Source organism: Streptomyces sp. SD15 (genome assembly GCF_054462255.1).
Genome location: NZ_JBTLMO010000085.1, coordinates 1 through 24,003, shown reverse-complemented (window position 1 = coordinate 24,003; position 24,003 = coordinate 1). Strand labels below are relative to the sequence as shown.

Sequence of the window (24,003 nt, the reverse complement as noted above, 5' to 3'; positions counted from 1 at the left end):
CCACCTCGGCCTACTCCAACTCGCCTGCAGCATCATCTGCTTGAGACGACTCCGAACCTCATTCTGAAACGATCAGTAAGCCGGGGAACCATGTCCACCGGGCCCCCGCCCGCTACTAGCGGCTGCGCCGCCGACCGAAAAGGTGTACCGGTTGGCCCGCCACTCCGACTTCGGAGCGGCGCTCGACTCCTTCCTCACCTGTTTCGACCCCTCATCACATAGGACAAGCGGATGCGCGAGGCCGCCCGCGAGGCCGGACCGACCGCTGACCGGGCCGCCCCGACTGTAGGGATCTGACAGGAGCCACGGTGAGCCACTGTCGGTGCCCGATTCTTCGCGCGGCGGAGCGGACCGATAGGTTTTCGGGGTAGGCGCCTGTCTTGCAGGGGTTTCAGACTGCTATCGAAAGGGTGATCCGTTGAGCCGCTCGGTTCTCGTCACCGGAGGCAACCGGGGCATCGGCCTCGCCATCGCCCGCGCGTTCGCCGATGCCGGCGACAAAGTCGCGATCACATACCGCTCGGGTGAGCCGCCGGCCGCCCTCACCGCACTGGGCTGCCTCGCCGTCAAGTGCGACATCACCGACACCGAGCAGGTGGAGCAGGCCTACAAGGAGATCGAGGCCGAGCACGGCCCCGTCGAGATCCTTGTCGCCAACGCAGGCGTCACCAAGGACCAGCTTCTGATGCGCATGTCCGAGGAGGACTTCACCTCGGTCATCGACACCAACCTCACGGGCACCTTCCGCGTCGTCAAGCGCGCCAACCGCGGCATGCTGCGCGCCAAGAAGGGCCGTGTCGTCCTCATCTCCTCGGTCGTCGGTCTGTATGGCGGCCCCGGCCAGGCGAACTACGCCGCCTCCAAGGCCGGCCTCGTCGGCTTCGCGCGCTCCCTCGCCCGTGAGCTGGGCTCGCGCAACATCACCTTCAATGTCGTGGCGCCCGGCTTCGTCGACACCGACATGACCAAGGTGCTCACCGACGAGCAGCGCGAGGGCATCGTGAAGCAGGTGCCGCTCGGCCGGTACGCGCAGCCCGAGGAGATCGCCGCGGCGGTGCGGTTCCTCGCCTCGGACGACGCCTCGTACATCACTGGAGCCGTCATCCCCGTTGACGGCGGACTGGGAATGGGTCACTGATCACCATGAGTGGAATTCTCGAGGGCAAGCGCGTCCTGATCACCGGTGTGCTGATGGAGTCCTCCATCGCCTTCCACACCGCCAGGCTGGCCCAGGAGCAGGGCGCCGAGATCATCCTGACCGCGTTCCCGCGGCCCACGCTGACCGAGCGCATCGCCAAGAAGCTTCCCAAGCCCACCAAGGTCATCGAGCTCGACGTCACCAACGACGAGCACCTCGCCCGCCTTGCCGACATCGTCGGTGAGGAGCTCGGCGGCCTCGACGGCGTCGTCCACTCCATCGGCTTCGCGCCGCAGGACGCGCTCGGCGGCAACTTCCTCAACACGCCGTTCGAGTCGGTCGCCACGGCCATGCACGTCTCGGCGTACTCCCTGAAGTCGCTGACCATGGCCTGCCTGCCGCTGATGCAGAACGGCGGCTCGGTCGTCGGCCTCACCTTCGACGCCCAGTACGCCTGGCCGCAGTACGACTGGATGGGCCCGGCCAAGGCCGCCCTGGAGGCCACCAGCCGCTACATGGCGCGCGACCTGGGCAAGCAGAACATCCGCTGCAACCTCGTCTCCGCGGGCCCCATCGGCTCGATGGCCGCCAAGTCCATCCCGGGCTTCAGCGACCTGGCCGCCGTGTGGGACAGCCGCTCGCCCCTGGAGTGGGACCTCAAGGACCCGGAGCCGGCCGGCCGCGGAGTCGTCGCTCTGCTGAGCGACTGGTTCCCGAAGACCACCGGCGAGATCATCCACGTCGACGGTGGTCTGCACGCCATCGGTGCCTGATCTCTTGTCATTGCCGTACGAGGCCTACGCCCCGGTTCCCGCAGCAGGCGGGGAGCGGGGCGTCGCCCGTTCGGCCCATCCGGTCGGGCGCACCCCGCGTCGTACCGCGCACGCTGGGAGTACGCACCGCCCCGCAGCCGTACGGCCGAGGAGGTCCCCCTTGTGCTCCTGTCCCGCCGTTTTGCCCCGGTGTTCGCCGCAGTGGTCCTCATGATGGTTCTGCCGTACGACGCCATGCCTCACGCGCGCGTGGAGGGGGGAAAACCAGCTGTGCCGGACCCGTTCGGCGCCGAGTGCCGCACCACCGTCACCGGCTCCCATGCCGTCGCGTACTGCCACAACCCCTACGTGAACCCGGATCGCGTGCGCCTGCACATCGAGTGCGACCGCTGGTGGGACCTCGACAGCGACAGCGTCCCGGTCGAGGCGGGGCCCGCGATGACGGTGCGGCTGACCGGCCGCTGCTGGCAGGAGATCAGGTCGGTGTGGGTCAGTCACCAGAAGCTGGAGAGTTGAGCCTCCCCGGGCGGCACAGGAACGGATAGCCCGCGGCCTCCGTGGCGGCCGCCTCCGCGTCGCCCGCGCGGATCGCGTCGACGAGCCGCGCGTGGTCCATGTACGTCTCCGGCGTCAGCGTCCCGCCGACGTCCTCGCGCAGCCAGTCGCGCAGCACCTCGCCCAGGTCCGCGTACATCGCCGTCATGACGTCGTTGTGGGACGCGGCCACCACCGCCAGATGGAAGGTGGCGTCGGCGGTCACGAAGGCCTCGGCGTCGCCCGACTCCCAGGCCTCCTCACGGCGTACGAGCAGGGTGTCGAGCTGCTTCAGATCGCGCTCGGTGCGCCGCTCGGCGGCCAGCTTCGCGGCGCTCGACTCCAACGTGGAGCGCAGCTCGGCGATGTGCCGAGGATCGGCGTCGGCGAACCGACGGTGCATCACGCCCGCCAGTTCGCTGGTCGCCACGACGTAGGTGCCCGAGCCCTGGCGGATGTCGAGCAGACCGTTGTGGGCGAGTGCGCGGACGGCCTCGCGAACCGTGTTGCGGGCAACCCCCAGTTGTTCGACCAGCTCAGGCTCGGTGGGAATCCGGGAGCCGACCGGCCACTCGCCCGAGGTGATCTGGTTCCGCAGCTCGGCGATGACCTGCTCGGACAGCGCCGAACGGCGGGGGTGGCTCAGCGGCATGACGGTCCTTCGTATGGGCCCGGTGGTGATCCTCCGCGCGGGTCCTTCGCGCGGGGACCGAGAATCCGGAGATTAACGCAAGGGGGTTGGACAGCCAATCATCCCATGATTCTATGATGGGCGTCATGGTGAGCGAGGAGACCCGGACGATGACGTCCACACGGATACGCGGCTGGTCGGATACGGACCCGTCGGACCCCTCGGACTGCTCGGACCCCTCGGACCTCGAGAGTGAAACGCACGCCACGCGCGCGTGGATGACGCGTCTGGTGACCATCGGCATCGTCCTCACCGCCCTGAACCTGCGACCCGCGATCACCAGCCTCGGTGCCCTCCTCGAGGAGGTGCGCGACGGGCTCGGCATGAGTGGCAGCGTCGCCGGGCTGCTCACCTCCGTGCCGCCGCTGTGCTTCGCCGCCTTCGGCGTCATGGCGCCGCGCCTGGCCCGCCGCTTCGGGCCCGGCGCGGTCGTCTGCGCGGGCATGGTCGCCATCGCGGCGGGCCTCGCGATCCGGCCGTACGCCGGGAGCACGGTCGGCTTCCTTGCCGCCAGCGCACTCGCGCTCATGGGCATCGCCGTCAGCAACGTCCTGATGCCGGTGATCGTCAAGCGCTGGTTCCCGGACCGGGTCGGCTCCATGACCGGCCTCTACTCGATGGCGCTCGCGCTGGGCACCTCGGCCGCGGCAGCGGTGACCGTGCCCGTGACCGACACCCTGGGCGGTAGTTGGCAGTCGGGGCTCGCGGTGTGGGCGGGGCTCGCGGCGGCGGCCGTACTGCCGTGGATTCCCCTTGTACGCGCGCGGGGTGCCGATTCCGGGAATGGTGCCCTTGGCCGGGACACCGGTTCCGGGGCCGGTGAGCCTGCGAGGCGGGAGCCCGACGGACTGCGGATCACCCGGAGCCGAACCGCCTGGGCCCTCGCCGTCTTCTTCGGGCTCCAGGCCACCGCCGCTTACATCACGATGGGCTGGATGGCGCAGATCTTCCGTGACGCGGGTGTCTCCGCGGGTACGGCGGGACTGCTCCTCGCCGTCACGATGGCGATGGGCGTGCCGCTGGCCTTCGTCATTCCGCGTGTCGCCACGCGCCTGTCCCACCAGGGGCCGATCGTGGTCGCACTCGGCGTCTGCGGACTCGCCGGATACGCGGGCCTCTACTTCGCCCCGGCGGGCGGCGCATGGGCCTGGGCCCTCCTGCTCGGCGTCTCCAACTGCGCCTTCCCGCTGGCCCTCACTCTGGTCGGCATGCGGGCCAGGACCGGCGCGGGCGTCGTCAAGCTCTCGGCCTTCGCGCAGAGCGCCGGCTATCTGCTCTCGATCCCGGGCCCCCTGCTCGTGGGCGTGCTCTACCAGCACAGCGGCGGCTGGGGCCTGCCGATCGCGCTCATGGCCGGGCTGATGATCCCGCAGATGGCGGCGGGCATCCTGGCGGGCCGCGACCGCACGGTGGAGGACGAGGCCACGCGCCACCTCAGCCGTGAGGCCCCCTGAGGGTGCGGTCCCACCCCTGAAGGTCACCCCTGAATGGGCCGACCCCCACCCGTGGAGGCGCGAACGACGGGTGCGACACTGGCCGCATGCCTGTGCTCGACCCGAACCCCCAGAACGGCCAGAAGAAGATGTTGCTCGTGCTCGGAGCGATGCTGGCCATCACCGTGATCATCGCCGTCATCGCGTCGATCGCCTCGCCGTGACCGTGCTCACCGCTGCCGGATGGTGGGGCTAACCCCCCATCCCCTAGGGGGTGAGTGTCAGGGTCAAGTGGGTGGACCACCTGATGGGTTGAGGGCGCGAAACTCCGTAACTTCGAGATGTGGCCGCGAGGACGCGGACCACGGACCACTCGAAGCCCCACGGAGGCGGCATGTCGGCCCGTACGCACACCCGGCCCCACGGCGCGACCCCGGGCCGCGTCGAGATCCGGCTGCCTTGGTGGGCCCTCGCTCTGCCGACGCTCGCCTTCATCACCCTCCTGCTCCTGATACTGAACCCGGCGGACGCGCACGCCGCGGGCGGCGACCCCGCGATCACCGACCTTTTCGAGCGCATCCAGCGGACGGTGCTGCACCAGTAACCCTGAGCGCTCGACGCCACCGTGCCGCGCCGGTCGCCCACCGTGCCGCACCCGTCGCCCATCGTCCCGCAAGGCCGATAACCCGTGGTGAGGGAGCCGGTCAACTCTCTGCGCCGCGTGGCGTGTTTCATGCGAAGCTGGGACTCATGAGCGTCGCAGAACCCCGCAGGATTGTTCTCTTCCGGCATGCGAAAGCCGACTGGCCACAGATGTCCGACCACGAGCGGCCGCTCGCCGACCGGGGCCGCATGGACGCCGCCGTCGCCGGACGCAAGTTGGCCGACACCGGCATCCCCTTCGATCTGGCCCTCTGCTCCACCGCGACCCGGACCCGCGAAACCTGGAAGCTCGCCGTGCACGAGCTCCCGCACCGGCCGAAAACGGTCTACGAGGAGCGGCTCTACGAGGCCTCGCCCGGCGAGCTGATCGCCGTGCTCAACGAAACCCCGGACGACGCGCAGAACGTGGTCCTGATCGGCCACAATCCCGGCATCCAGGGTCTCGCCGACATCCTGGCCGGACAGGCCGAGAGCGACACCCGCGCCCGGATGGCCGCCCACGGCTTCCACACCGCCGCCTTCGCGGTGCTGTCCTTCGACGGCTCCTGGAAATCCCTGGAGCCCGGAGTGGGCACGCTGCTCGACTACTGGGCGCCGACCGAGTAACCCGACCCGAGAAGAGGCGGGGGCCCGGCACCACCACGGTGCCGGGCCCCTGTCGTGACGAGCGTCGGCTCGCCGGACGTCAAAAACGCGAGTTCAGCGGTTGCCCACGTACCTGCGCGAGTTCAGCGGTCACCCACGTACCTGCGTACGTTCAGTGGTCGTCCAGGTGCATGTCCGCCGCCTCGACCTCTTCGCGGGTGACCCCCAGCAGATACAGAACGGTGTCCAGGAAGGGGAAGTTCACCGCGGTGTGCGCGGCCTCGCGCACGACCGGCTTGGCGTTGAACGCGACCCCGAGACCGGCCGCGTTGAGCATGTCGAGGTCATTGGCACCGTCGCCGATCGCCACGGTCTGGGCGAGCGGCACTCCCGCCTCCGCGGCGAACCGACGCAGCAGCCGCGCCTTGCCCGCGCGGTCCACGATCTCCCCTATGACCTTGCCGGTCAGCTTCCCGTCGACGATCTCCAGCGTGTTGGCCTGCGCGAAGTCGAGCCCGAGCCGCTCCTTGAGATCGTCCGTGACCTGGGTGAACCCGCCCGAGACGACACCGACTTGGAAGCCGAGCCGCTTCAGCGTGCGGATCAGCGTGCGCGCGCCCGGCGTCAGCCGCACCTCCTCGCGCACCTTGTTCACCACCGAGGCGTCGAGCCCCTTGAGCAGCGCCACACGCGCGTGCAGCGACTGCTCGAAGTCCAGCTCCCCGCGCATCGCGGCCGCCGTCACCTCGGCGACCTCCTCCTCGCACCCGGCGTGCGCGGCGAAGAGCTCGATCACCTCGTCCTGGATGAGCGTCGAGTCCACGTCCATGACGACCAGGCGCTGGGCCCGCCGGTGCAGCCCCGCCGCGACGACCGCGACATCGACGCCGAGCGCCGCCGCCTCCGTCACCAGCGCGGTCCGCAGCGTCTCCGTCTCCGTACCGGACACGGCGAATTCGACGGCCGTCACCGGGTACTTGGCGAGCCGGAAGATACGGTCGATGTTGCCGCCGGTCTTCGTGATCCGCGCGGCGATCGCGGCCGTCGACTCCGCGGTGAGCGGATGCCCGAGCACGGTGACCAGCGAACGCCCGAGGCCACGTGGCCGGTTGTCACCGAGGCCGGAGATGATCTCCGCCTGCATCTTCATCGACTCCGCCCAGCTGTGGACGGTGGCCCGCAGATCACCCTCGAGCCCGCCGGGCGGCTCGCTGACGAGCGCGCACAGCACCATCCGGCCACGGGTGACGACCTGCTCGATGTCGACCACGTCGACGGAGTAGGCGGCAAGGGTGTCGAAGAGTCCGGCCGTGATACCCGGCCGGTCCTTGCCGAAGATCTTGACGAGGAGAGTGGGGACCTCGGAGGTCTGCGAAGCGCTCATGGTGGTCCCACCGTATCCGGCACCCCTTGCCCGCCGCTCCTGAGGTCCGCCCTGCGGACGGGGAACACTGCGTGTCGGCGTGATGTCGAGTGTGTTGCCCAGGGGCGACCAAGCGTGTTGCCCGGGGGCGACGATCAGTCCCGCCGTCGGGGGCTCGGCGGCGCGGGCGGTCCCTCGCCGGGCTCGCCGGGCGGCGGCTGCGGCGGCGGGGGCACGTTCCGCCCCCGTGGCCGCCGCTTCTGCGGCCCAGGTGGCGGCGCCAGCGGCCGGACGACCGTCGGCGCTCCGTACACGTCGCCGGGCGGCCGCGTCGGCTCGGACCGCAGGCCGTCCGCGGGGCGGGGCTTCCGCGGCTCCTCGGGCTTGCGCAGCTCGTCGGGCAGCCGCAGATACGGATTGGTGTCGGGGTTCGCCGGCCGGTACGGCGCGCCCGGGGCATACGGCCCCGGCTGCCGGGGGAGGTCCGGATGGGGCTGGACAACCGGAGTGCCGGCGTCACCCAGTGCCAGCGGCGCCGCCCGTCGTCCCGCGGCCCCGCTCGCGTAGGCCAGCAGCGCCCCCACGGCCCCCGCACCCGCTCCCCACGCGGCGCCGAGCAGCAGCGCCATGCCCAGGTGCCCGTGCAGTTCGACGCCCGCGCCGAACGCGTCGATGCCGAACACCGACAGCGAGGCGTCCACGGACACATCCGTCAGCCATGCCAGCAGCGGCAGTGCCAGGGCCGTCACGACCCCGAGCCGAAGAGCGCAGCGCCCCGCGAAACCGAGGGCACCCTGCCCTCGTACGTTCGCAGCACCCGGCTTCCCCCCGGGGGCGGCATCCCGCTCCCGTACAAAAGGCGTACGCGAGGCGGCCAGGACGCCCGCGAACAGCATCATGACCGCGGTCGCGACCCCCAACAGCCACACGCGCCCGTCCAGTTCGGCGAGGCGGCCCAGTGTGACGGGCTGGTCGGAGCTGACGCTCAGCAGATCGTCGAGGGGGTCGGGCAGCAGCTTGGCGAGTTCGCCGGTGGCCTGGCCGTCCCAGGGGACGAAGAGGCCGATCGGGATGCCGAGCCACACCCCGTTGGGCGCGCCGAGCAGCGCCGCGCCCGCGATCCGCCGGGGATGGTCGTCACCGATCGCCGCGTACGCCGCCGCCGCGAGCCCCGCCGCGACCGCCACCAGCAACACCGTGACCAGCGCGGAGGCGGCAGGCCGCACCACCCGGTGCACGACCTCCCAGCCGCGCGGCAGGGGAGTGCGCCGCGAGGCGAGCAGCGAGATCACCAGGATGCCGGCCACCCAGGCCGCGCCGCCGAGCAGCGTGGGCACCGTGTCGACGGTGAATCCCACGGCCGCCTGCGCGTTCACGAGATCGCCGATCTTGTCGGGCAGCAGTCCGCCGAGGTCCCCGAGCCCGCCGGGGAGCTGGTCGGTGATGTCACCGAGCCCGCCGCCGCCCGTGACCTCGTCGAGTCCGAGCTCGCTCCCGTCGATGGTGATGATGTCGTGGCCCGCCCAGGCGAGCCCGCCCAGCGTCGCCACGAACAGGACGACCACCGCGCCCGCACGCGCGAGGAGTTCGAACGGCGCAATCACAACTCCCGCCGCACGCAAGGAACGTAGGAAGAACAGGGAAAGCAGAAGCGCGCCCACCAGCCCCACACCCAGTGGCGTGATCTCTATGGCCGTATGCGCCTCTGCCCCTTTCAGGCCGAAGGCCGACACATCGCCGGACGGCTTGACCGAACCACCTGCCCCAAGCGCCACAACCGCCGCGGTCATCGGCCCCAGTGAGCCCGCCGCGTCCGCGCCGAGCAGATGCAGGCCGAGCGCCGCCGTGCCCGCCATCCCGATCAACGCCCAGCTCACAGAGGCGATCGCGGACAACAGCACATCCCCCCACGGCACGCCCCTGCCATGTCCCGCGGTGCCGATACTCATCGTCAGACCCCCCGATCCGCGCCGCGGCGTCGCCACCGCGGATGTCCCCCTCGCATCGGATTACCACTCTCCGGTCCGGTTTCAACCGCGTCAACGGAAACGGACAACCCGCCCGTACACGGTCTTCACAGCGCCCGACTTTCAGTCAGAGGGCTGCTCCTGAAATAGTTCCCCCCGATGTTCGACATCCCTAGACTCCCTGCGATGGGGACAACTCGGGGGACAACTCAGTGGGGCATGGAGTGCCGGAACTCGTACTGGAATTGAACGGACGAACCTGGACGCTCGATGCGTCCAGGTCATACACCCTCGGACGCGATCCGCAGGGGGACATCGTGCTCGACGACGCCAGGGTGTCCTGGCGCCACGCCACGATCAGTTGGAGCGGCCGCAGTTGGGCCATCGAGGACCACGGCAGCACCAACGGCACCTTTGTGCAGGGGCAGCGGATCCACCAGATGGAGATCGGCCCCGGCTCCGCCGTGCACCTCGGCAACGCGACCGACGGCCCACGCCTGAACCTGTCCGGTGCCGCCGTCGCCACACCGCAGGCGCAGCCCCAGCAACAGCCGTACGCCGCACAGGGCGCGAGCCCCGGCTGGGCCCAGCAGGCGCCGCAGCAGCAGGCACCGGAGCAGAGCCACCAGCAGCCGCAGCAGGCCGCGCACATCCCGCCGCAACAGGGACCCGGTGGTGGCGCGGGGGCGCCACCGGTCTACGGCGACCGCAGCCCTACGACCTTCCACCAGCTGGCCCTCGGCCGGGTGATGCACATCGGCCGTGCGCTGGAGAACGAGCTGGTCGTCTCCGACCTCCAAGTCTCGCGCCGCCACGCCGAGTTCCACGCGACGCCCGACGGCCGCTACGAGATCCACGACCTCGGCTCGCACAACGGCACGTACGTCAACGGTATGCCGATCGCCAAGGGTGGCTCGGCGCTGCTCGGCCCGAACGACATCGTCGGCGTCGGCCACTCGACGTTCCGCCTGGTCGGCGACCGCCTCGAGGAGTTCGTCGACACCGGTGAGATCTCCTTCTCGGCCCGTCATCTGACCGTCACGGTCGACGGCGGCAAGCAGATCCTGAGGGACGTCTCCTTCGGCGTGCCCGAGAAGTCGCTCATCGCGGTGATCGGCCCCTCCGGCTCCGGCAAGTCGACACTCCTGAAGGCGCTCACGGGCTACCGCCCCGCCAACCAGGGTGACGTCCTCTACGACAACCGGAACCTGTACAAGCAGTTCGCCGAGCTGCGCCAGCGCATAGGTCTGGTCCCGCAGGACGACATCCTGCACAAGGAACTGACCGTCAAGAAGGCCCTCAAGTACGCGGCCAAGCTGCGCTTCCCCGCGGACACCACGACGCAGGAGCGCGACGCCCGCATCGACGAGGTGCTGCGCGAGCTGAAGCTGGACATCCACAAGGAGAAGAAGGTCACCTCCCTCTCCGGTGGCCAGCGCAAGCGCGTCTCGGTGGCCCTGGAGCTGCTCACCAAGCCGTCGCTGATCTTCCTGGACGAGCCGACCTCCGGCCTCGACCCGGGCATGGACCGCGACGTCATGCAGCTGCTGCGCGGCCTCGCCGACGACGGCCGTACGGTCCTCGTCGTCACGCACTCGGTCGCCGAGCTGGCCATCTGCGACAAACTCCTGGTGATGGCGCCCGGCGGTTCCGTCGCCTACTTCGGTCCGCCGGAGGAGGCGCTGAACTTCTTCGGCTACGACACCTGGGCCGACGTCTTCTCCGCCTTCGAGAACTACCGCGACTACGACTGGGCGGGCCGCTGGAAGGGCTCGCAGCACTACCAGATGTACGCCGCGGACATCGACGCGGTCGCCCCGCAGTCGGTGAACGTGTCACCGCAGCAGGCGATGAAGCCGCCGAAGCCGCAGGGATGGATGTCGCAGCTGGGCACGCTGGTCCGCCGCTATACGTCGGTGATCGCGTCCGACAAGGGCTTCGTCGGGCTGATGGTGGTCCTTCCGGCAGTGCTCGGTTCGGTGAGTGTGCTCATCGACTTCGGCGACAACCTGTTGCCCAGCGGCAAGAACGGAAATCCCACCGCCCAGACAGTCCTGCTGATCATCGCGGTCGGTGCCTGTTTCGCCGGTGCCGCCAACTCCGTACGCGAGCTGATCAAGGAGCGGGTGATCTACGAGCGGGAACGCGCGACGGGCCTGTCCCGCTCGGCGTACCTGATGTCCAAGGTGATCGTCCTCGGCGCGATCACCATGCTGCAGGGCGCGCTGATCGGCGCGATCGGCTTCAGCACGCGTGACGTCCCGTCCGAGGGTCTGTTCCTCGGGGCGTACACGAGGGTTGAGCTCACGCTGCCGATCATGGCGCTCGGCTTCACCTCGATGATGTTCGGCCTGGTGGTCTCCGCGCTGGTCAAGACGGCCGAGAAGACCATGCCGCTGCTGGTCATGTTCGCGATCATCCAGGTCGTCTTCACCGGCTGTCTGGTCACCCTGGACGGCGTCGTGGGCGTCAACGAGTTCTCGTACCTGATGCCCTCGCGCTGGGCGGTCGCCGCCGCGGGCGCCACGCTGGACTTCAACCTGCTGAGGCCGAACCAGGACAAACCGGGTGATACGGACCCGTTGTGGGAGAACACGATCGGCGCCTGGAGCCTCGACATGGCCGCCCTCATCGCGCTCGCCGTGATCTGCGGCTTCCTCGTGGCCCGCTTCCTGCGCCGCCACGAGCCCGAGGTCATGCGCAAGTAATCACGGAGGCATGACCGAAGGGCGGCACCCGCCGGGGTGCCGCCCTTCGGCGTACGTGTCAGAGGTCCGCGCCCGGCCTCAGTACGCGCTGTTGACGTTGTCGATCGAGCCGTACCGGTCGGCCGCGTAGTTGGCGGCGGCCGTGATGTTGGCGATCGGGTTGTACTGGCTCCAGGCCGTGCCCGGGACGTGGTAGGCGTCGAAGGTCGGCTTGATGATCTGCAGCAGACCGATCGACGGGGTGCCCTTCTGGGCGTTGATGTCCCAGCCGTTGATGGCGTTCGGGTTGCCCGACGACTCCCGGATGATGTTGCGGTACAGGCCGTTGTAGGTGCCCGGGATGCCGTGCTTCGCCATGATGCTGAGCGACTGGCGGATCCAGCCGTCGAGGTTGTTGGCGTACGTCTTCATGGCGACGTTCTGGATCGAGACGCGCTGCGTGGAGCGGCTCGCGGCCTGCACCTTCGTGCGCGCGTCCGCCGCCTTCTGCTGGGCGGCGGCTTCGGCGGCAGCCTTCACCTTGGCGGCCTCGGAGGCCTCGGCGGCCTTCTTCGCGGCTTCCGCGGCGGCCTTCTTCTGCGCCGCGACTGCCTCGGTCTTCACGCTGGTGGCGGCCAGCTGGTCGGTGATGCGGGCCTTCACGTCCTTGATCGGCTGCTGGCCGAAGGCGACCGAAGCCGAGGAGGCGGCGTCGGCCGTGGTGGTGGTCCCCGGGTTGCCCGGCGCCAAGGAGAGGGCGAGGGCGGCGGCACCGAGGGTGGCGACACCGGCGATCGACAGCTTGTGGACCTTGGTCAGCTTGGGACTATGTCCAGGAGTGCGGGTGTTCTTGGGCATGGCTGAGGACCTCTTCGAATAGCGCGGAGGTCGCTCTCGGTCCGGCGGGGACAGAGTGTTTCCGGAACAAACGCCGGGGGCGGAACCCGCGGCGCTGAGCGACGGAGGCAATTCTTAGCGGTCGCAAAATTCCCTGGCAATGACGTGACATACGAAGCTGGGTAGTGGACCCAGGAAGGGCAAATCGGGGCAGACTGTCACGTCTGCCCCGCTCACTAGGTACCCTTTATCTCCTATGCACCTTCGTACGTGATGTGCGTCCTATGTGCGGGCTCACACCGTCCTGGCGTCGGACTCACCGGCAGTTGCTGGAGCAATGCTCAGCGTGAGAGTTCTCCTCCGGGAGGATCAGGTGCACGTCCCCGAACTCGTGCCACAGGTAGAGCCCCCTCAATGCCTCGCCGTAGCTGTGCTCGATCGCTGCCCGTCCCGAGAGCGCCTCCAGCATCAGCAGATGCGAGGCCTCCGGCTCGTGCAGCCCGGTCAGCAGCCCGTCGACCACGCGTACGCCCCGCTCCGGGGCCACCACGAGGTCCGTCCAGCCCTTGCTGCCCCGGACCACCCCGTCGGAGCCCACGGCCGACTCGACGGCGCGTACGGCCGTCGTACCGACCGCGATGATGCGGCCGTCCCCCGCCCGCGCCGCGTTGATCAGCCGGGCCGAAGCCTCCGGCACCTCGTACCGCTCCGGATACGGGGGCTCGTGGGCCTCGGCCGACGCGACACCGGTGTGCAGCCTGATCGGCGCGAACTGCACGCCCCGGCTGACCAGCTCCGCCACCAGACGCGCGGTGAAGGGCCGCGCCGCGCTGGGCATCTCCGCACTGCCGTCGCCGTCGGCGGACGGCAGCGCGAACACCGTCTGATAGACGGACAGCGGCTGGTCCCTCTCTGTATAGGAGTAACGAATGGGGCGGCCGTGCCTCCGCAGCAACCCCGGCACGTCCGGATCCGACACCCGCCCCCACCACAGCCGCGGGCTCCGTGGCGTCAGCGGATCCTCCAGTAGGAGACATACGTCCCCGGCAAGGCGCACCTCCGTCCCCGCGGGCCCGCCCGCACGCGCGCGCGTGGTGCCCCTTCCGTCGGGATCCCGCAGCTCGACGGCCCACCGCCCGTCATCGCCCCGCGTGGAGAAATGCACCACCACGCGCGCGTGCCCGATCCGCCCGTCGACGGCGGCGGCCAGCGTGGCGGAGGTGTTGACGACGAGCAGATCCCCGGCCCGCAGCTGCCGCGGCAGCTCCACGAACGCGTGATGCGACACCTCAATGCCGCGTGACACGAGCAGCCGTACGGAGTCCCGGTCCCGCCCGGTCCCGCGCTGCTCGGCCGGCACCCGCGCGGACAACTCCTCGGGAACTGGCACGGCGGTCGTCATCGCACCTCCCACAGGACCGGAGCACCGCAGCGACCGCTTGTTCCCCTCACCGGGCCACCTCCGGCAGGAGGCCGGGCGCCGCGTAGCGGCCACTCGCCGGACGCTCGTCCAGCAGGCGCAGGAAGGCCGGAACCACACTGGCCGGCGTCGGTCGCGGATCGTCGTCGTCCGGTACGGCCGCCGCGTACAGGTCCGTGCCCATGTCCCCGGGGTCGACGGCCCAGACCCTCAGCCCGGGCTCCTCCTCGCCGAGCACGGCGGACAGGTGGTCGAGGGCGGCCTTCGACGCCCCGTAACCGCCCCAGGTCTCGTACGCCTCGGCGGCCGCGTCCGAGCTGATCGCGACGACCGTGCCCGCCGCCGAGGCCCGCAGCAGTGGCAGTGCCTCCTGCACCAGGCCCAGCGCCGCGACCACATTGACCTCCATGGCCCGCCGCAGCCCGTCCAAGGGAAGGCCGTCCAGCCGGACCAGCGGCTCGGCGCCCAGCGCGCTCGCGTTGTTCACCAGCAGATCGACGCCGCCGAGCCCGCGAGCCGCCGCCACCAGCTCGGCGCGGTGCCCGGCGTCCGTGACGTCCCCCGGCAGCGCCTCCACCCGTGTCCCGTACGCCGACAGCGCCACCGCCGTCTCCTCCAGCACCCCCGCGGTTCTGGCGTCGAGCACCAGATCCCAGCCGCGTTCCGCGAGGGCCGCACCGAGCGCCCGCCCCAGCCCCTTCGAAGCCCCCGTGATGATCGCTACCGGCATGACGTCCGTCCCCTCGTCCCTGCACCGCCGATCTCGGCGGGTGCCCTCAACCTAGGAATCGGGCCGCCCTCGCCGCCTCGTCCGCGGGCCCCAATGACCTGGGGTCCTTCGGCCTAGGCCCACCGGCCTAGGCGGCGGCCACCACAGGTCGGATACGCACTGTCACCCCCCGCCGGTACTTTGGGGGCATGAGCCAAGGCCCCCGGTCCGGTCTGTACGCGGTGAGCTCCGCGCTGCTGGCCATGAGCAGGCACCTCGAGGTGCGCGACGTCCTCAAGACGATCGTCGCCTCGGCGCGCGAGCTGCTCGACGCGCAGTACGCGGCGCTCGGCGTCCCCGACGACCACGGAGGCTTCGCCCAGTTCGTGGTCGACGGCGTCAGCGACGCCCAGTGGAAGGCCATCGGCCCACTCCCGCGCCAGCACGGCATCCTCGCCGCGATGCTGCACGAGGCCCGCCCCGAGCGACTCGCCGACGTGCGCAAGGACCCCCGCTTCGAGGGCTGGCCCGCCGCCCACCCCGACATGTCCGACTTCCTGGGCCTGCCGATCCGCGACGGTGACGAGGTCATCGGAGCGCTCTTCCTGGCCAATAAGAACTGCCCGAAGCCGGACGGCAGTTGTGGCTTCACCGAGGACGACCAGGAGCTCCTGACGATCCTCGCCCAGCACGCGGCGATCGCCCTGACGAACGCCCGGCTCTACGAACGCAGCCGCGAACTCACCATCGCCGAGGAGCGCTCCCGGCTCGCCCATGAACTCCACGACGCCGTCAGCCAGAAGCTGTTCTCCCTGCGCCTGACCGCGCAGGCCGCCGCCGCCCTCGTCGACCGCGACCCCGGGCGCGCCAAGGGCGAACTGCAACAGGTGGCCGCGCTCGCCGCGGAGGCCACCGACGAACTGCGCGCCGCCGTCATCGAGTTGCGCCCCGCCGCCCTCGACGAGGACGGCCTGGTGGCCACCCTGCGCACCCAGATCCAGGTCCTCGACCGCGCCCACTCCGCACGCGTGACCTTCACCAGCCGCGGGGTGCGGGCGCTGCCCGCCGCCCAGGAGGAGGCCATGCTGCGCGTCGCCCAGGAGGCCCTGCACAACGCGCTGCGGCACTCCGCAGCCGGCCGGGTCGACGTCACCCTGGAGAAGCGCGGTCCTGGCGCCGTCCTGCGTGTCACCGACGACGGCAGCGGCTTCGATCCCGCCGCGATTCGCACCGCGGGACGCCACCTCGGCCTGGTGTCGATGCGTGACCGGGCGAGCGGCGTCGGCGGCACGCTGGCCGTGGAATCGGCGCCCGCAAAGGGCACCACGATCGAGATGGAGGTCCCTGGTGGCTGACGCAATCAAGGTGCTGCTGGTCGACGACCACCAAGTGGTCCGCCGGGGCCTGCGCACCTTCCTCGAAGTGCAGGACGACATCGAGGTCGTGGGAGAGGCGTCCGACGGCGCCGAGGGGGTCGCCCGCGCCGAGGAGTTGAAGCCCGACGTCGTCCTCATGGACGTCAAGATGCCGGGCATGGACGGTATCGACGCGCTGCGCAAACTCCGCGAACTCGCCAACCCCGCGCGCGTGCTGATCGTCACCAGCTTCACCGAGCAGCGCACGGTCGTCCCGGCCCTGCGCGCGGGCGCCGCCGGGTATGTGTACAAGGACGTGGACCCCGACGCCCTGGCCGGAGCCATCCGCTCCGTGCACGCCGGGCACATCCTGCTGCAGCCTGAGGTCGCGGGTGTTCTGCTGTCCCAGGAGGAGGCCAACTCGGGTCAGGGGAGAGGTGGTTCGCTCACCGAACGGGAGCGCGAGGTGCTCGGCCTGATCGCCGACGGTCGCTCCAACCGCGAAATCGCACGCGCGCTCGTCCTCTCGGAGAAGACCGTCAAGACGCATGTCTCGAACATCCTGATGAAGCTCGACCTCGCCGACCGGACACAGGCCGCGCTCTGGGCCGTACGGCATGGGGCCGCAGGCTGATCGCCCCCGCAGACGGGCGGCAATTCGGAGGGTTCCGCTCCGGGATGAGATTCATACCGTCGGGTGTATGTCACTCGGTTGGCGCATCCTCCGCGGACTCCGGCCGTTCTCCAGTGCGTGCTGCGGCGACCTTGCCGCAGCGATCGTCAGGAGGGGACTTAGAAGTGAAGAACCTGAAGAAGGCCACGGCTGTCGCGATGGTGGCCGGTGGCCTGGTTGCCGCCGGTGCCGGTATGGCCTCCGCGACGGACGGCTCGTGGGCGGACGGCAAGGCCGTGGGCTCCCCGGGCGTCGTCTCGGGCAACGTCGTCCAGGCCCCGATCCACATCCCCGTGAACGCGGTAGGCAACAGCGTGAACGTGATCGGCGTACTGAACCCGGCCTTCGGCAACCTGGGCCTCAACCACTGAGGTCCGTCCCGAATCGTCATGACCACCGGCCTCCCAGGCGCTCCTGGGGGGCCGGTCAGGTTTTTTCGGCTGGTCGGCGGCCTGAACCCGGCGTTCGGCAACACGGGCGTGAACGACTGACGTCCCTGTCGGAAAGGGCCCCGCGAACGGAAACCGTCCGCGGGGCCCTTTCCGTCGCCGAGGGGGCAGTGAACCCCCGGGTTCAGTGAGCCCCCCGCTCCCGCTCCTCCACGAACGCGTTGTACGCGGCCACCTGAGCCCGCCGCGCCGTCCGCTCCACCGGCCGCAGCGCCAGCGCCCGCGCGGACATCTCCGAGGCACTCACCGCCCCGCCATGTCCGTTCTCGTACGCGACGGAGATCAGCAGCCCCACCCGCTGGGCGAGCTCCAACACCCGTACCGCACGCGGCGGATATCCGGGAGCCAGCACCTCGCGCCCGCGCTCGGCCCGTGCCCGATACGCATCGACCGCCGCCTCAGCTACCGGCCCCGACCCCGCGACGTCGAGCCGCGACAACACCTCCGTCGCTTCGCGGAGCGCCTCCGCCAGCTCCCGCTCGGCCTCACCGAGCGACGGCACATCGGCGGGCGGAGCCTCCCGCACGGCGAGGCAGTGCCACACCACCTCGACATGGACATCACCCTCGGGCCCGGCCTCGTACACCTCCGGCACGAGCCCCAGCGCGGCGCCGTGACAGACGACCGCCTCCTCGGCCTCGAGGGCCCGCGCGTTGAAGTCCGGCGGCCCGCTCAGCCCGAGCGGATGCCCCGGCGCGGGCAGCGCGACCCGCAGTCCGGTCACCCCGAGCGCGCGCAGCCGTCCGAGGGCGAGCGTGAGCCCGACGGGCCCCGACTCGCCCGGCAGCCCTTCGACCCGGTGCACAGCGTCCTCACCGACAATGGTGAGCACGGCGTCATCCGGGGATACAAGTCCGACCAATAGGGCATTTCCCCATGCGGCCAACCGTCCTGAGCGTGGTTCCGAGAGCATGCCTCCACCCTAAGGACCGACCGATGGATGGGAGCGACCGACCGGTGGCGTAGGTTTTCCCTGGGGGCTGCGTCCACAGACGTAAGCGACGGCCGAGACTGCAATGGGAGACAACGCGCTCATGAGCGATGTACTGGAGCTGGAGGACGTATCCGTGGTCCGCGAGGGCCGGGCTCTGGTGGACCAGGTCTCCTGGTCGGTCAAGGAGGGGGAGCGCTGGGTCATCCTCGGTCCGAACGGTGCCGGAAAAACGACCCTCCTGAACCTCGCCTCCAGCTACCTCTTCCCCAGCCAGGGCACCGCCACCATCCTCGGCGAGACTCTCGGCAAGGTCGACGTCTTCGAGCTGCGCCCGCGCATCGGCGTGGCCGGTATCGCCATGGCCGAGAAGCTGCCCAAGCGCCAGACCGTCCTGCAGACCGTGCTCACCGCCGCCTACGGCATGACCGCCGGCTGGCACGAGGACTACGAGGACATCGACGAGCAGCGCGCCCGCGCCTTCCTCGACCGCCTCGGCATGAGCGACTACCTGGACCGCAAGTTCGGCACGCTCTCCGAGGGTGAGCGCAAGCGCACCCTGATCGCCCGCGCCCTGATGACCGACCCCGAGCTGCTCCTGCTCGACGAGCCCGCCGCCGGCCTCGACCTCGGCGGCCGCGAGGACCTCGTACGCCGCCTCGGCCGCCTCGCCCGCGACCCGATCGCCCCCTCCATGATCATGGTCACGCACCACGTCGAGGAGATCGCCCCCGGCTTCACCCATGTCCTGATGATCCGTCAGGGCAAGGTGCTCGCCGCGGGCCCGCTGGAGCTCGAACTCACCTCACGCAACCTCTCCCTCTGCTTCGGCCTCCCGCTCGTCGTCGAACAGGTCGGCGAGCGCTGGACCGCGCAGGGCCTGCCCATGTCCTGATCGCGCAAACCTGGGGAAGCCCCCGGTAAGAAGCGTGTTCCAATCGATCGGCGCCCTGTCCGCGGCAGGACCCGCGGTCCTACCATGACCATGTGGACGACATCAACGCATGGGTGTGGTGGCTTATCGCCGCGGCCGGGCTCGGCATCCCGCTCGTCGTGACCGCGATGCCGGAGTTCGGGATGCTCGCGGTGGGCGGCGTCGCAGGCTCCGTCACAGCGGCCCTCGGAGGCGGTGTCGTACTCCAAGTCGTCGTCTTCGCCGCCGTGTCGGTGGCACTCCTCGCCGTCGTACGCCCCATCGCGGCCCGGCACCGCGCCCAGCAGCCCCAACTCGCCACAGGCATAGAGGCGTTGAAGGGCAAGCAAGCGGTGGTGCTGGAGCGGGTCGACGGCTCGGGCGGCGGTCGTATCAAGCTCGCCGGAGAGATCTGGTCGGCGCGCTCCCTCGATTCCGGACAGGCCTACGAGGTGGGTCAAGAGGTGGACGTCGTGGACATCGACGGAGCCACGGCGATCGTCATGTGACCTCGCACGACGCAAGTGAACCGAACGCCCCACAGCACAGACAACTGTCTGTCACACTCGTCCAGCAAGATCTTCAACAACCATAAGATCTTCAGGAAATACCGAGGCGGAGAAGGGTACGGGGAGCAACGATGGAACCGATCATCATCGTCCTGATCATTCTGGTGGTGTTGGTCTTCATCGCCCTGATCAAGACCATCCAAGTCATCCCACAGGCCAGCGCCGCGATCGTCGAGCGCTTCGGCCGCTACACGCGGACACTGAACGCGGGCCTCAACATCGTGGTCCCGTTCATCGACTCGATCCGCAACCGCATCGACCTGCGTGAACAGGTCGTCCCGTTCCCGCCGCAGCCGGTGATCACCCAGGACAACCTGGTGGTCAACATCGACACGGTCATCTACTACCAGGTGACCGACGCGCGCGCCGCCACGTACGAAGTCGCCAGCTACATCCAGGCCATCGAGCAGCTCACCGTCACCACGCTGCGCAACATCATCGGTGGCATGGACCTGGAGCGAACCCTGACCTCCCGCGAGGAGATCAACGCGGCCCTGCGCGGCGTCCTCGACGAGGCCACCGGCAAGTGGGGCATCCGCGTCAACCGCGTCGAGCTCAAGGCCATCGAGCCGCCCACCTCCATCCAGGACTCGATGGAGAAGCAGATGCGCGCCGACCGTGACAAGCGCGCCGCGATCCTCACCGCCGAAGGTATCCGCCAGTCGCAGATCCTCACCGCCGAGGGTGAGAAGCAGTCCGCGATCCTGCGCGCCGAGGGTGAGGCCAAGGCCGCCGCCCTGCGCGCCGAGGGCGAGGCCCAGGCCATCCGTACGGTCTTCGAGTCCATCCACGCCGGGGACGCGGACCAGAAGCTCCTCGCCTACCAGTACCTCCAGATGCTCCCGAAGATCGCCGAGGGCGACGCCAACAAGCTCTGGATCGTGCCCAGCGAGATCGGCGACGCCCTCAAGGGCCTGAGCGGCGCCATGGGCAACTTCGGTCCGATGGGCGGCGGTTCGGGCAACGGCGGCGCAGAACGCCGCGAGAAGCCCTCCGTCACCGACTGACGACAGCCCCCGCGCCCCGCTGAGGGGCGCGGGGAACTGCGTGCTCAGCCACAGATGACCCGCAGCGAACGAACTACCGGCAGTTTTCCGGCTGTCGCAGCGGAGCGCCTACGCGGCGGGCTGCGCCAGCCACTCCGGCAGCGCATCGAAGTCGTCCCGGCCCAGCGCCAACAGCATCGCGTCCGCGGGCGTAGGCTCGAACGGCTGCCGCAGCAACGGCATGCCCGCCTGCTCCGGAGTACGGTCCGCCTTGCGGTGGTTGTCCTCCGCGCAGGACGCGACCGTGTTCAACCAGGAGTCCTGACCGCCCTGCGCACGCGGCACCACGTGGTCGACGGTCGTCGCACGCCTTCCGCAGTACGCGCACCTGTGCCGGTCGCGTACCAGCACACCGCGCCGCGACCATGGTGCTTGTCTTCGGAAAGGCACTCGTACATACCTGCACAGCCGGATCACCCGGGGCACGGGTATGTCGAGCGCGGCACCGCGCATACGGAGTTCGGGGTGGGCCTGCTCGACGACGGCCTTGTCCTGGAGCACCAGAACGACGGCTCGGTTCAACGTCACCGTCGACAGCGGCTCAAAGCTTGCGTTCAGAACCAGCGTGTCCCGCATCCTGCCCACCTCCCGTTTGCACCGGCCCACCCCTGGCGGGCTTGGATCAACTCTGGCCGGGCACGCCGAGATGGACAACGCAATAAAAAATGCCCGCCCCTGATCACTTCCAAGACCAGAGGCGGGCAAACGTTCAGTGAACGTCAGTCTTGCGCGGGAGCCGCGTACTCACCGATCAGCTGGGCGCGCGCCAACGTGTGGAACCGCAGATTGAAGCCCATGACGGCGGGCGACACATCTGCGTCGGGACCGAGCTTCTCCTGATCCACGGCATACACCGTGAAGACATAGCGATGCGCCGGATCCCCGGCCGGCGGCGCGGCACCACCGAAGTCCTTGGACCCGTAGTCATTGCGCACGTGGACCGCCCCCTCGGGCAGCCCCTCGAATTTGCCGGTGCCCGCGCCGGTCGGCAGCTCGGTGACCGAGACCGGAATGTCGAACACCACCCAGTGCCAGAACCCACTCCCCGTCGGAGCGTCCGGATCGAAGCAGGTCAGGGCGAAGCTCTTGGTCTCCGGCGGGAAGCCCTCCCAGCTCAGCTGCGGCGAGGTGTTCCCGGCTGCGTAGACCTGAGCGTCCTTCAGCACCGCGCCCGGCTCGACGTCCTCACTGGTGATCGTGAACGCAGGCACGGGCGGATGGAAGTCATGGGGGAGCGGCGGCCGCTTGAGCTCGGTCACGTCAGTACCTCCTGAACGGCGGAATCTCTCGATCCCGAGCCTAGAACCAGCTGCGCTTGCTGCCGACCTCCGACAGCCACTGGTTCAGGTACGCGGTCCAGTCCGTGCCCTGGTAGTCGTGCAGCCCCACCTTGAAGGAGCGGAACGAGTCGCTGCCCTCACTGAAGAGGCCCGGCTTCTTGTCCATCTCCAGGATGACGTCCATCTCGCGCTCGTCCGCGACGAAGCTCAGCTCCACCTGGTTCAGACCGCGGTACTGCGACGGCGGGAAGAACTCGATCTCCTGGTAGAACGGCAGCTTCTGCCGGGTGCCCCGGATGTGACCGCGCTCCATGTCCGCGTGCTTGAAGCGGAAGCCCAGCTGGATGAAGGCATCCAGGATCGCCTGCTGCGCCGGCAGCGGGTGCACATTGATCGGGTCCAGGTCACCGGAGTCCACGGCGCGCGCGATCTCCAGCTCCGTGGTCACACCGATGTTCATCCCGCGCAGAGGCTGACCGTCGATCGTGGTGATCGGGGTCTCCCACGGAATGTCGAGCCCGAACGGAACCGCGTGCACGGCACCGGCCTGCAGTTCGAAGGCCCCGCCGAGCCGCAGCTTGGTGAACTCGATGTCCTGCTTGTGCTCCTGGTCGTCCTGCCCTTCGACCTCGACCCTGGCCTGGAGCCCGACCGACAGCCCCTCGATGGCCTGATCGACGGAACCGCCCTGGATCCGCACCTCACCCTGCACGACACCGCCCGGAACGACGTTGACCTCGGTCAGCACCGTCTCGACCGAAGCCCCACCGGCACCCAGGCTCGCAAGCAGCCGCTTGAACCCCATGTCACTTCCTCCCCAGGCATACGCCTGTGCTCTGTCGGGATCCTTGATCCTTACAAACGCGATTCGACCGCGGCCGGTTCCGCGCCCCCACCCTTCCAAGGAAGACGCCCCCTGACCACCCCGTCGGCACAGCCCGTGGTCCAGTACTACTGGGCTACGCTCGTACGCCATGATCGCGGCCCCTGACCGTACGCCCCTCACCCGGGAGTTCTTCGACCGCCCTGTACTGGACGTCGCCCCCGACCTCCTGGGGTGCATCCTCGTCCGCACCACACCGGACGGTCCGATCGAGCTCCGCCTCACGGAGGTCGAGGCGTACGACGGCCCGAACGACCCCGGCTCCCACGCCTATCGCGGCCGCACAGCCCGCAACGATGTGATGTTCGGTCCGCCCGGGCATGTGTACGTCTACTTCACCTACGGCATGTGGCACTGCATGAACCTGGTGTGCGGTCCGGAGGGGAGTGCAAGCGCGGTGCTGCTGCGGGCCGGCGAGATCACCGAGGGCGCGGAACTCGCCCGCAAACGTCGACTCTCGGCCCGAAATGACAAGGAACTGGCCAAAGGGCCTGCCCGCCTGGCGACGGCGTTGGGGGTGGACCGAGCGCTCGACGGCACCGACGCGTGTGCCCCCGGCGGCGCCCCGCTGACTCTCCTGACGGGCACCCCTGTCCACTCCGACCAGGTACGCAGCGGTCCCCGCACCGGCGTGGCCGGCGACGGGGGTGTCCACCCGTGGCGCTTCTGGATCGCCAACGACCCCACGGTGAGCCCTTATCGGGCCTATACGCCCCGCCGTCGCTCAACTTGACGCGTCCTTGGGGGGTCCGTAATGTAGCCCGAGCCGCTTGAACCGGTTACGGCGTTCAGCCAGCAGCCGAGAGTGGCCAACCCACTACCTACAACTTCCCCTCGGCGGGGGCGAATTCTGCATGCCTGCATGTCTGAATTCGAACTCGCGAAAACTCGATTATGAGTTGCGGAGGGAATCGGCTAGCGTAGTGAATGTCAAAAGGCCGAGAGACGAAAGCACTCAAAGCCGGAAGGCGAATCCCGCCGACAGGGAATCGGACACGAAAGAGTCTGATAGAGTCGGAAACGCAAGACCGAAGGGAAGCGCCCGGAGGAAAGCCTGAGAGAGTCTCTCGGGTGAGTACAAAGGAAGCGTCCGTTCCTTGAGAA

The 24,003-nt window shown here is 69.4% G+C and carries 25 protein-coding genes; 15 read left to right on the top strand and 10 right to left on the bottom strand.

The genetic code is table 11. The features are described 5' to 3' along the window. The first annotated feature begins 418 nt into the window (after window positions 1-418). The 3 genes from fabG (at window position 419) to ACX28W_RS41530 (ending at window position 2,427) form a co-directional block, all read left to right on the top strand. Complete coding sequence (fabG, locus tag ACX28W_RS41540) at window positions 419-1,138, top strand: 3-oxoacyl-[acyl-carrier-protein] reductase (RefSeq protein WP_459005307.1); 720 nt, start codon at window positions 419-421, stop codon at window positions 1,136-1,138. Between the two features lie 5 nt (window positions 1,139-1,143). After that, window positions 1,144-1,911 (top strand): enoyl-ACP reductase FabI, encoded by a 768-nt coding sequence (gene fabI / locus ACX28W_RS41535; RefSeq protein ID WP_459005306.1) that lies wholly within the window; start codon window positions 1,144-1,146, stop codon window positions 1,909-1,911. Window positions 1,912-2,073: 162 nt separating this feature from the next. Continuing rightward, window positions 2,074-2,427, top strand: a complete 354-nt coding sequence (locus ACX28W_RS41530; protein ID WP_459005305.1) for a hypothetical protein — start codon at window positions 2,074-2,076, stop codon at window positions 2,425-2,427. On the opposite strand, the gene ACX28W_RS41525 is transcribed toward ACX28W_RS41530, so the two are convergent. Continuing rightward, complete coding sequence (locus ACX28W_RS41525) at window positions 2,402-3,097, bottom strand: FadR/GntR family transcriptional regulator (protein ID WP_459005304.1); 696 nt, start codon at window positions 3,095-3,097, stop codon at window positions 2,402-2,404. The two genes, ACX28W_RS41530 and ACX28W_RS41525, sit on opposite strands and share 26 nt — an antisense overlap. Before the next feature lie 125 nt (window positions 3,098-3,222). On the opposite strand from ACX28W_RS41525, the gene ACX28W_RS41520 reads away from it, so the two are divergent. From ACX28W_RS41520 to ACX28W_RS41505, 4 genes are all read left to right on the top strand, one after another. Beyond that, the gene (locus ACX28W_RS41520; RefSeq protein WP_459005303.1) at window positions 3,223-4,590 is read left to right on the top strand and encodes a CynX/NimT family MFS transporter; all 1,368 of its coding nucleotides are present in this window, start codon (window positions 3,223-3,225) and stop codon (window positions 4,588-4,590) included. 86 nt (window positions 4,591-4,676) lie between these two features. Beyond that, complete coding sequence (locus tag ACX28W_RS41515; RefSeq protein ID WP_362086333.1) at window positions 4,677-4,793, top strand: SGM_5486 family transporter-associated protein; 117 nt, start codon at window positions 4,677-4,679, stop codon at window positions 4,791-4,793. Window positions 4,794-4,963: 170 nt separating this feature from the next. Continuing rightward, window positions 4,964-5,173 carry a hypothetical protein gene (locus ACX28W_RS41510; protein ID WP_459005302.1) on the top strand — a complete coding sequence of 70 codons (210 nt, stop codon included), beginning with the start codon at window positions 4,964-4,966 and terminating at the stop codon, window positions 5,171-5,173. A 146-nt stretch (window positions 5,174-5,319) separates the two neighbouring features. Beyond that, entirely contained in the window at window positions 5,320-5,838 is a 519-nt protein-coding gene (locus tag ACX28W_RS41505) for a SixA phosphatase family protein (RefSeq protein ID WP_459005301.1), read from the top strand. Window positions 5,839-5,989: 151 nt separating this feature from the next. Here ACX28W_RS41505 and serB read toward each other — a convergent pair whose 3' ends face one another. Both serB and ACX28W_RS41495 read right to left on the bottom strand, forming a co-directional pair. After that, complete coding sequence (gene serB, locus ACX28W_RS41500; RefSeq protein ID WP_459005300.1) at window positions 5,990-7,201, bottom strand: phosphoserine phosphatase SerB; 1,212 nt, start codon at window positions 7,199-7,201, stop codon at window positions 5,990-5,992. A gap of 134 nt (window positions 7,202-7,335) precedes the next feature. Then, entirely contained in the window at window positions 7,336-9,129 is a 1,794-nt protein-coding gene (locus tag ACX28W_RS41495) for a streptophobe family protein (protein ID WP_459005299.1), read from the bottom strand. Between the two features lie 242 nt (window positions 9,130-9,371). On the opposite strand from ACX28W_RS41495, the gene ACX28W_RS41490 reads away from it, so the two are divergent. Beyond that, window positions 9,372-11,855, top strand: a complete 2,484-nt coding sequence (locus ACX28W_RS41490; RefSeq protein ID WP_459005298.1) for an ABC transporter ATP-binding protein/permease — start codon at window positions 9,372-9,374, stop codon at window positions 11,853-11,855. A gap of 78 nt (window positions 11,856-11,933) precedes the next feature. Here ACX28W_RS41490 and ACX28W_RS41485 read toward each other — a convergent pair whose 3' ends face one another. The 3 genes from ACX28W_RS41485 to ACX28W_RS41475 form a co-directional block, all read right to left on the bottom strand. Next, window positions 11,934-12,692: a transglycosylase SLT domain-containing protein gene (locus tag ACX28W_RS41485; RefSeq protein ID WP_459005297.1), complete on the bottom strand. Its 759-nt coding sequence runs from the start codon at window positions 12,690-12,692 to the stop codon at window positions 11,934-11,936. A gap of 295 nt (window positions 12,693-12,987) precedes the next feature. Then, the gene (locus tag ACX28W_RS41480; protein ID WP_459005296.1) at window positions 12,988-14,073 is read right to left on the bottom strand and encodes an S-adenosylmethionine:tRNA ribosyltransferase-isomerase; all 1,086 of its coding nucleotides are present in this window, start codon (window positions 14,071-14,073) and stop codon (window positions 12,988-12,990) included. Window positions 14,074-14,119: 46 nt separating this feature from the next. Continuing rightward, entirely contained in the window at window positions 14,120-14,821 is a 702-nt protein-coding gene (locus ACX28W_RS41475; RefSeq protein WP_459005295.1) for an SDR family NAD(P)-dependent oxidoreductase, read from the bottom strand. A 188-nt stretch (window positions 14,822-15,009) separates the two neighbouring features. Between ACX28W_RS41475 and ACX28W_RS41470 the strand changes: the two genes are divergently transcribed. The 3 genes from ACX28W_RS41470 to chpE all read left to right on the top strand — a co-directional run bounded on the left by ACX28W_RS41470 (window position 15,010) and on the right by chpE (window position 17,199). Next, window positions 15,010-16,155: a GAF domain-containing sensor histidine kinase gene (locus ACX28W_RS41470; RefSeq protein ID WP_459005294.1), complete on the top strand. Its 1,146-nt coding sequence runs from the start codon at window positions 15,010-15,012 to the stop codon at window positions 16,153-16,155. Then, window positions 16,148-16,789 carry a response regulator gene (locus ACX28W_RS41465; protein ID WP_054232215.1) on the top strand — a complete coding sequence of 214 codons (642 nt, stop codon included), beginning with the start codon at window positions 16,148-16,150 and terminating at the stop codon, window positions 16,787-16,789. The genes ACX28W_RS41470 and ACX28W_RS41465 overlap by 8 nt, the downstream gene beginning before the upstream one ends. Window positions 16,790-16,953: 164 nt before the next feature. Continuing rightward, window positions 16,954-17,199 (top strand): chaplin ChpE, encoded by a 246-nt coding sequence (gene chpE, locus ACX28W_RS41460; RefSeq protein ID WP_362086300.1) that lies wholly within the window; start codon window positions 16,954-16,956, stop codon window positions 17,197-17,199. 202 nt (window positions 17,200-17,401) lie between these two features. Here chpE and ACX28W_RS41455 read toward each other — a convergent pair whose 3' ends face one another. Continuing rightward, window positions 17,402-18,190 (bottom strand): hypothetical protein, encoded by a 789-nt coding sequence (locus ACX28W_RS41455; RefSeq protein WP_459005293.1) that lies wholly within the window; start codon window positions 18,188-18,190, stop codon window positions 17,402-17,404. 121 nt (window positions 18,191-18,311) lie between these two features. Here ACX28W_RS41455 and ACX28W_RS41450 point away from each other — a divergent pair, with 121 nt between their 5' ends. The 3 genes from ACX28W_RS41450 to ACX28W_RS41440 all read left to right on the top strand — a co-directional run bounded on the left by ACX28W_RS41450 (window position 18,312) and on the right by ACX28W_RS41440 (window position 20,697). Further along, a complete protein-coding gene (locus tag ACX28W_RS41450; RefSeq protein ID WP_459005292.1) occupies window positions 18,312-19,103 on the top strand; it encodes an ABC transporter ATP-binding protein in 792 nt (263 codons plus the stop codon). Window positions 19,104-19,195: 92 nt separating this feature from the next. Then, window positions 19,196-19,630 (top strand): NfeD family protein, encoded by a 435-nt coding sequence (locus ACX28W_RS41445; RefSeq protein WP_459005291.1) that lies wholly within the window; start codon window positions 19,196-19,198, stop codon window positions 19,628-19,630. Between the two features lie 131 nt (window positions 19,631-19,761). Continuing rightward, a complete protein-coding gene (locus ACX28W_RS41440; RefSeq protein WP_362086288.1) occupies window positions 19,762-20,697 on the top strand; it encodes an SPFH domain-containing protein in 936 nt (311 codons plus the stop codon). Between the two features lie 108 nt (window positions 20,698-20,805). Here ACX28W_RS41440 and ACX28W_RS41435 read toward each other — a convergent pair whose 3' ends face one another. The 3 genes from ACX28W_RS41435 to ACX28W_RS41425 all read right to left on the bottom strand — a co-directional run bounded on the left by ACX28W_RS41435 (window position 20,806) and on the right by ACX28W_RS41425 (window position 22,821). Continuing rightward, a complete protein-coding gene (locus tag ACX28W_RS41435) occupies window positions 20,806-21,312 on the bottom strand; it encodes an HNH endonuclease (protein ID WP_099504693.1) in 507 nt (168 codons plus the stop codon). 143 nt (window positions 21,313-21,455) lie between these two features. Beyond that, window positions 21,456-21,995, bottom strand: coding sequence for a YbhB/YbcL family Raf kinase inhibitor-like protein (locus ACX28W_RS41430; protein WP_459005290.1), 540 nt, complete (start codon window positions 21,993-21,995; stop codon window positions 21,456-21,458). A 40-nt stretch (window positions 21,996-22,035) separates the two neighbouring features. Beyond that, a complete protein-coding gene (locus ACX28W_RS41425; RefSeq protein WP_459005289.1) occupies window positions 22,036-22,821 on the bottom strand; it encodes a sporulation protein in 786 nt (261 codons plus the stop codon). A gap of 169 nt (window positions 22,822-22,990) precedes the next feature. On the opposite strand from ACX28W_RS41425, the gene ACX28W_RS41420 reads away from it, so the two are divergent. Then, window positions 22,991-23,632: a DNA-3-methyladenine glycosylase gene (locus ACX28W_RS41420; RefSeq protein ID WP_459005288.1), complete on the top strand. Its 642-nt coding sequence runs from the start codon at window positions 22,991-22,993 to the stop codon at window positions 23,630-23,632. Window positions 23,633-24,003: the final 371 nt, after the last annotated feature.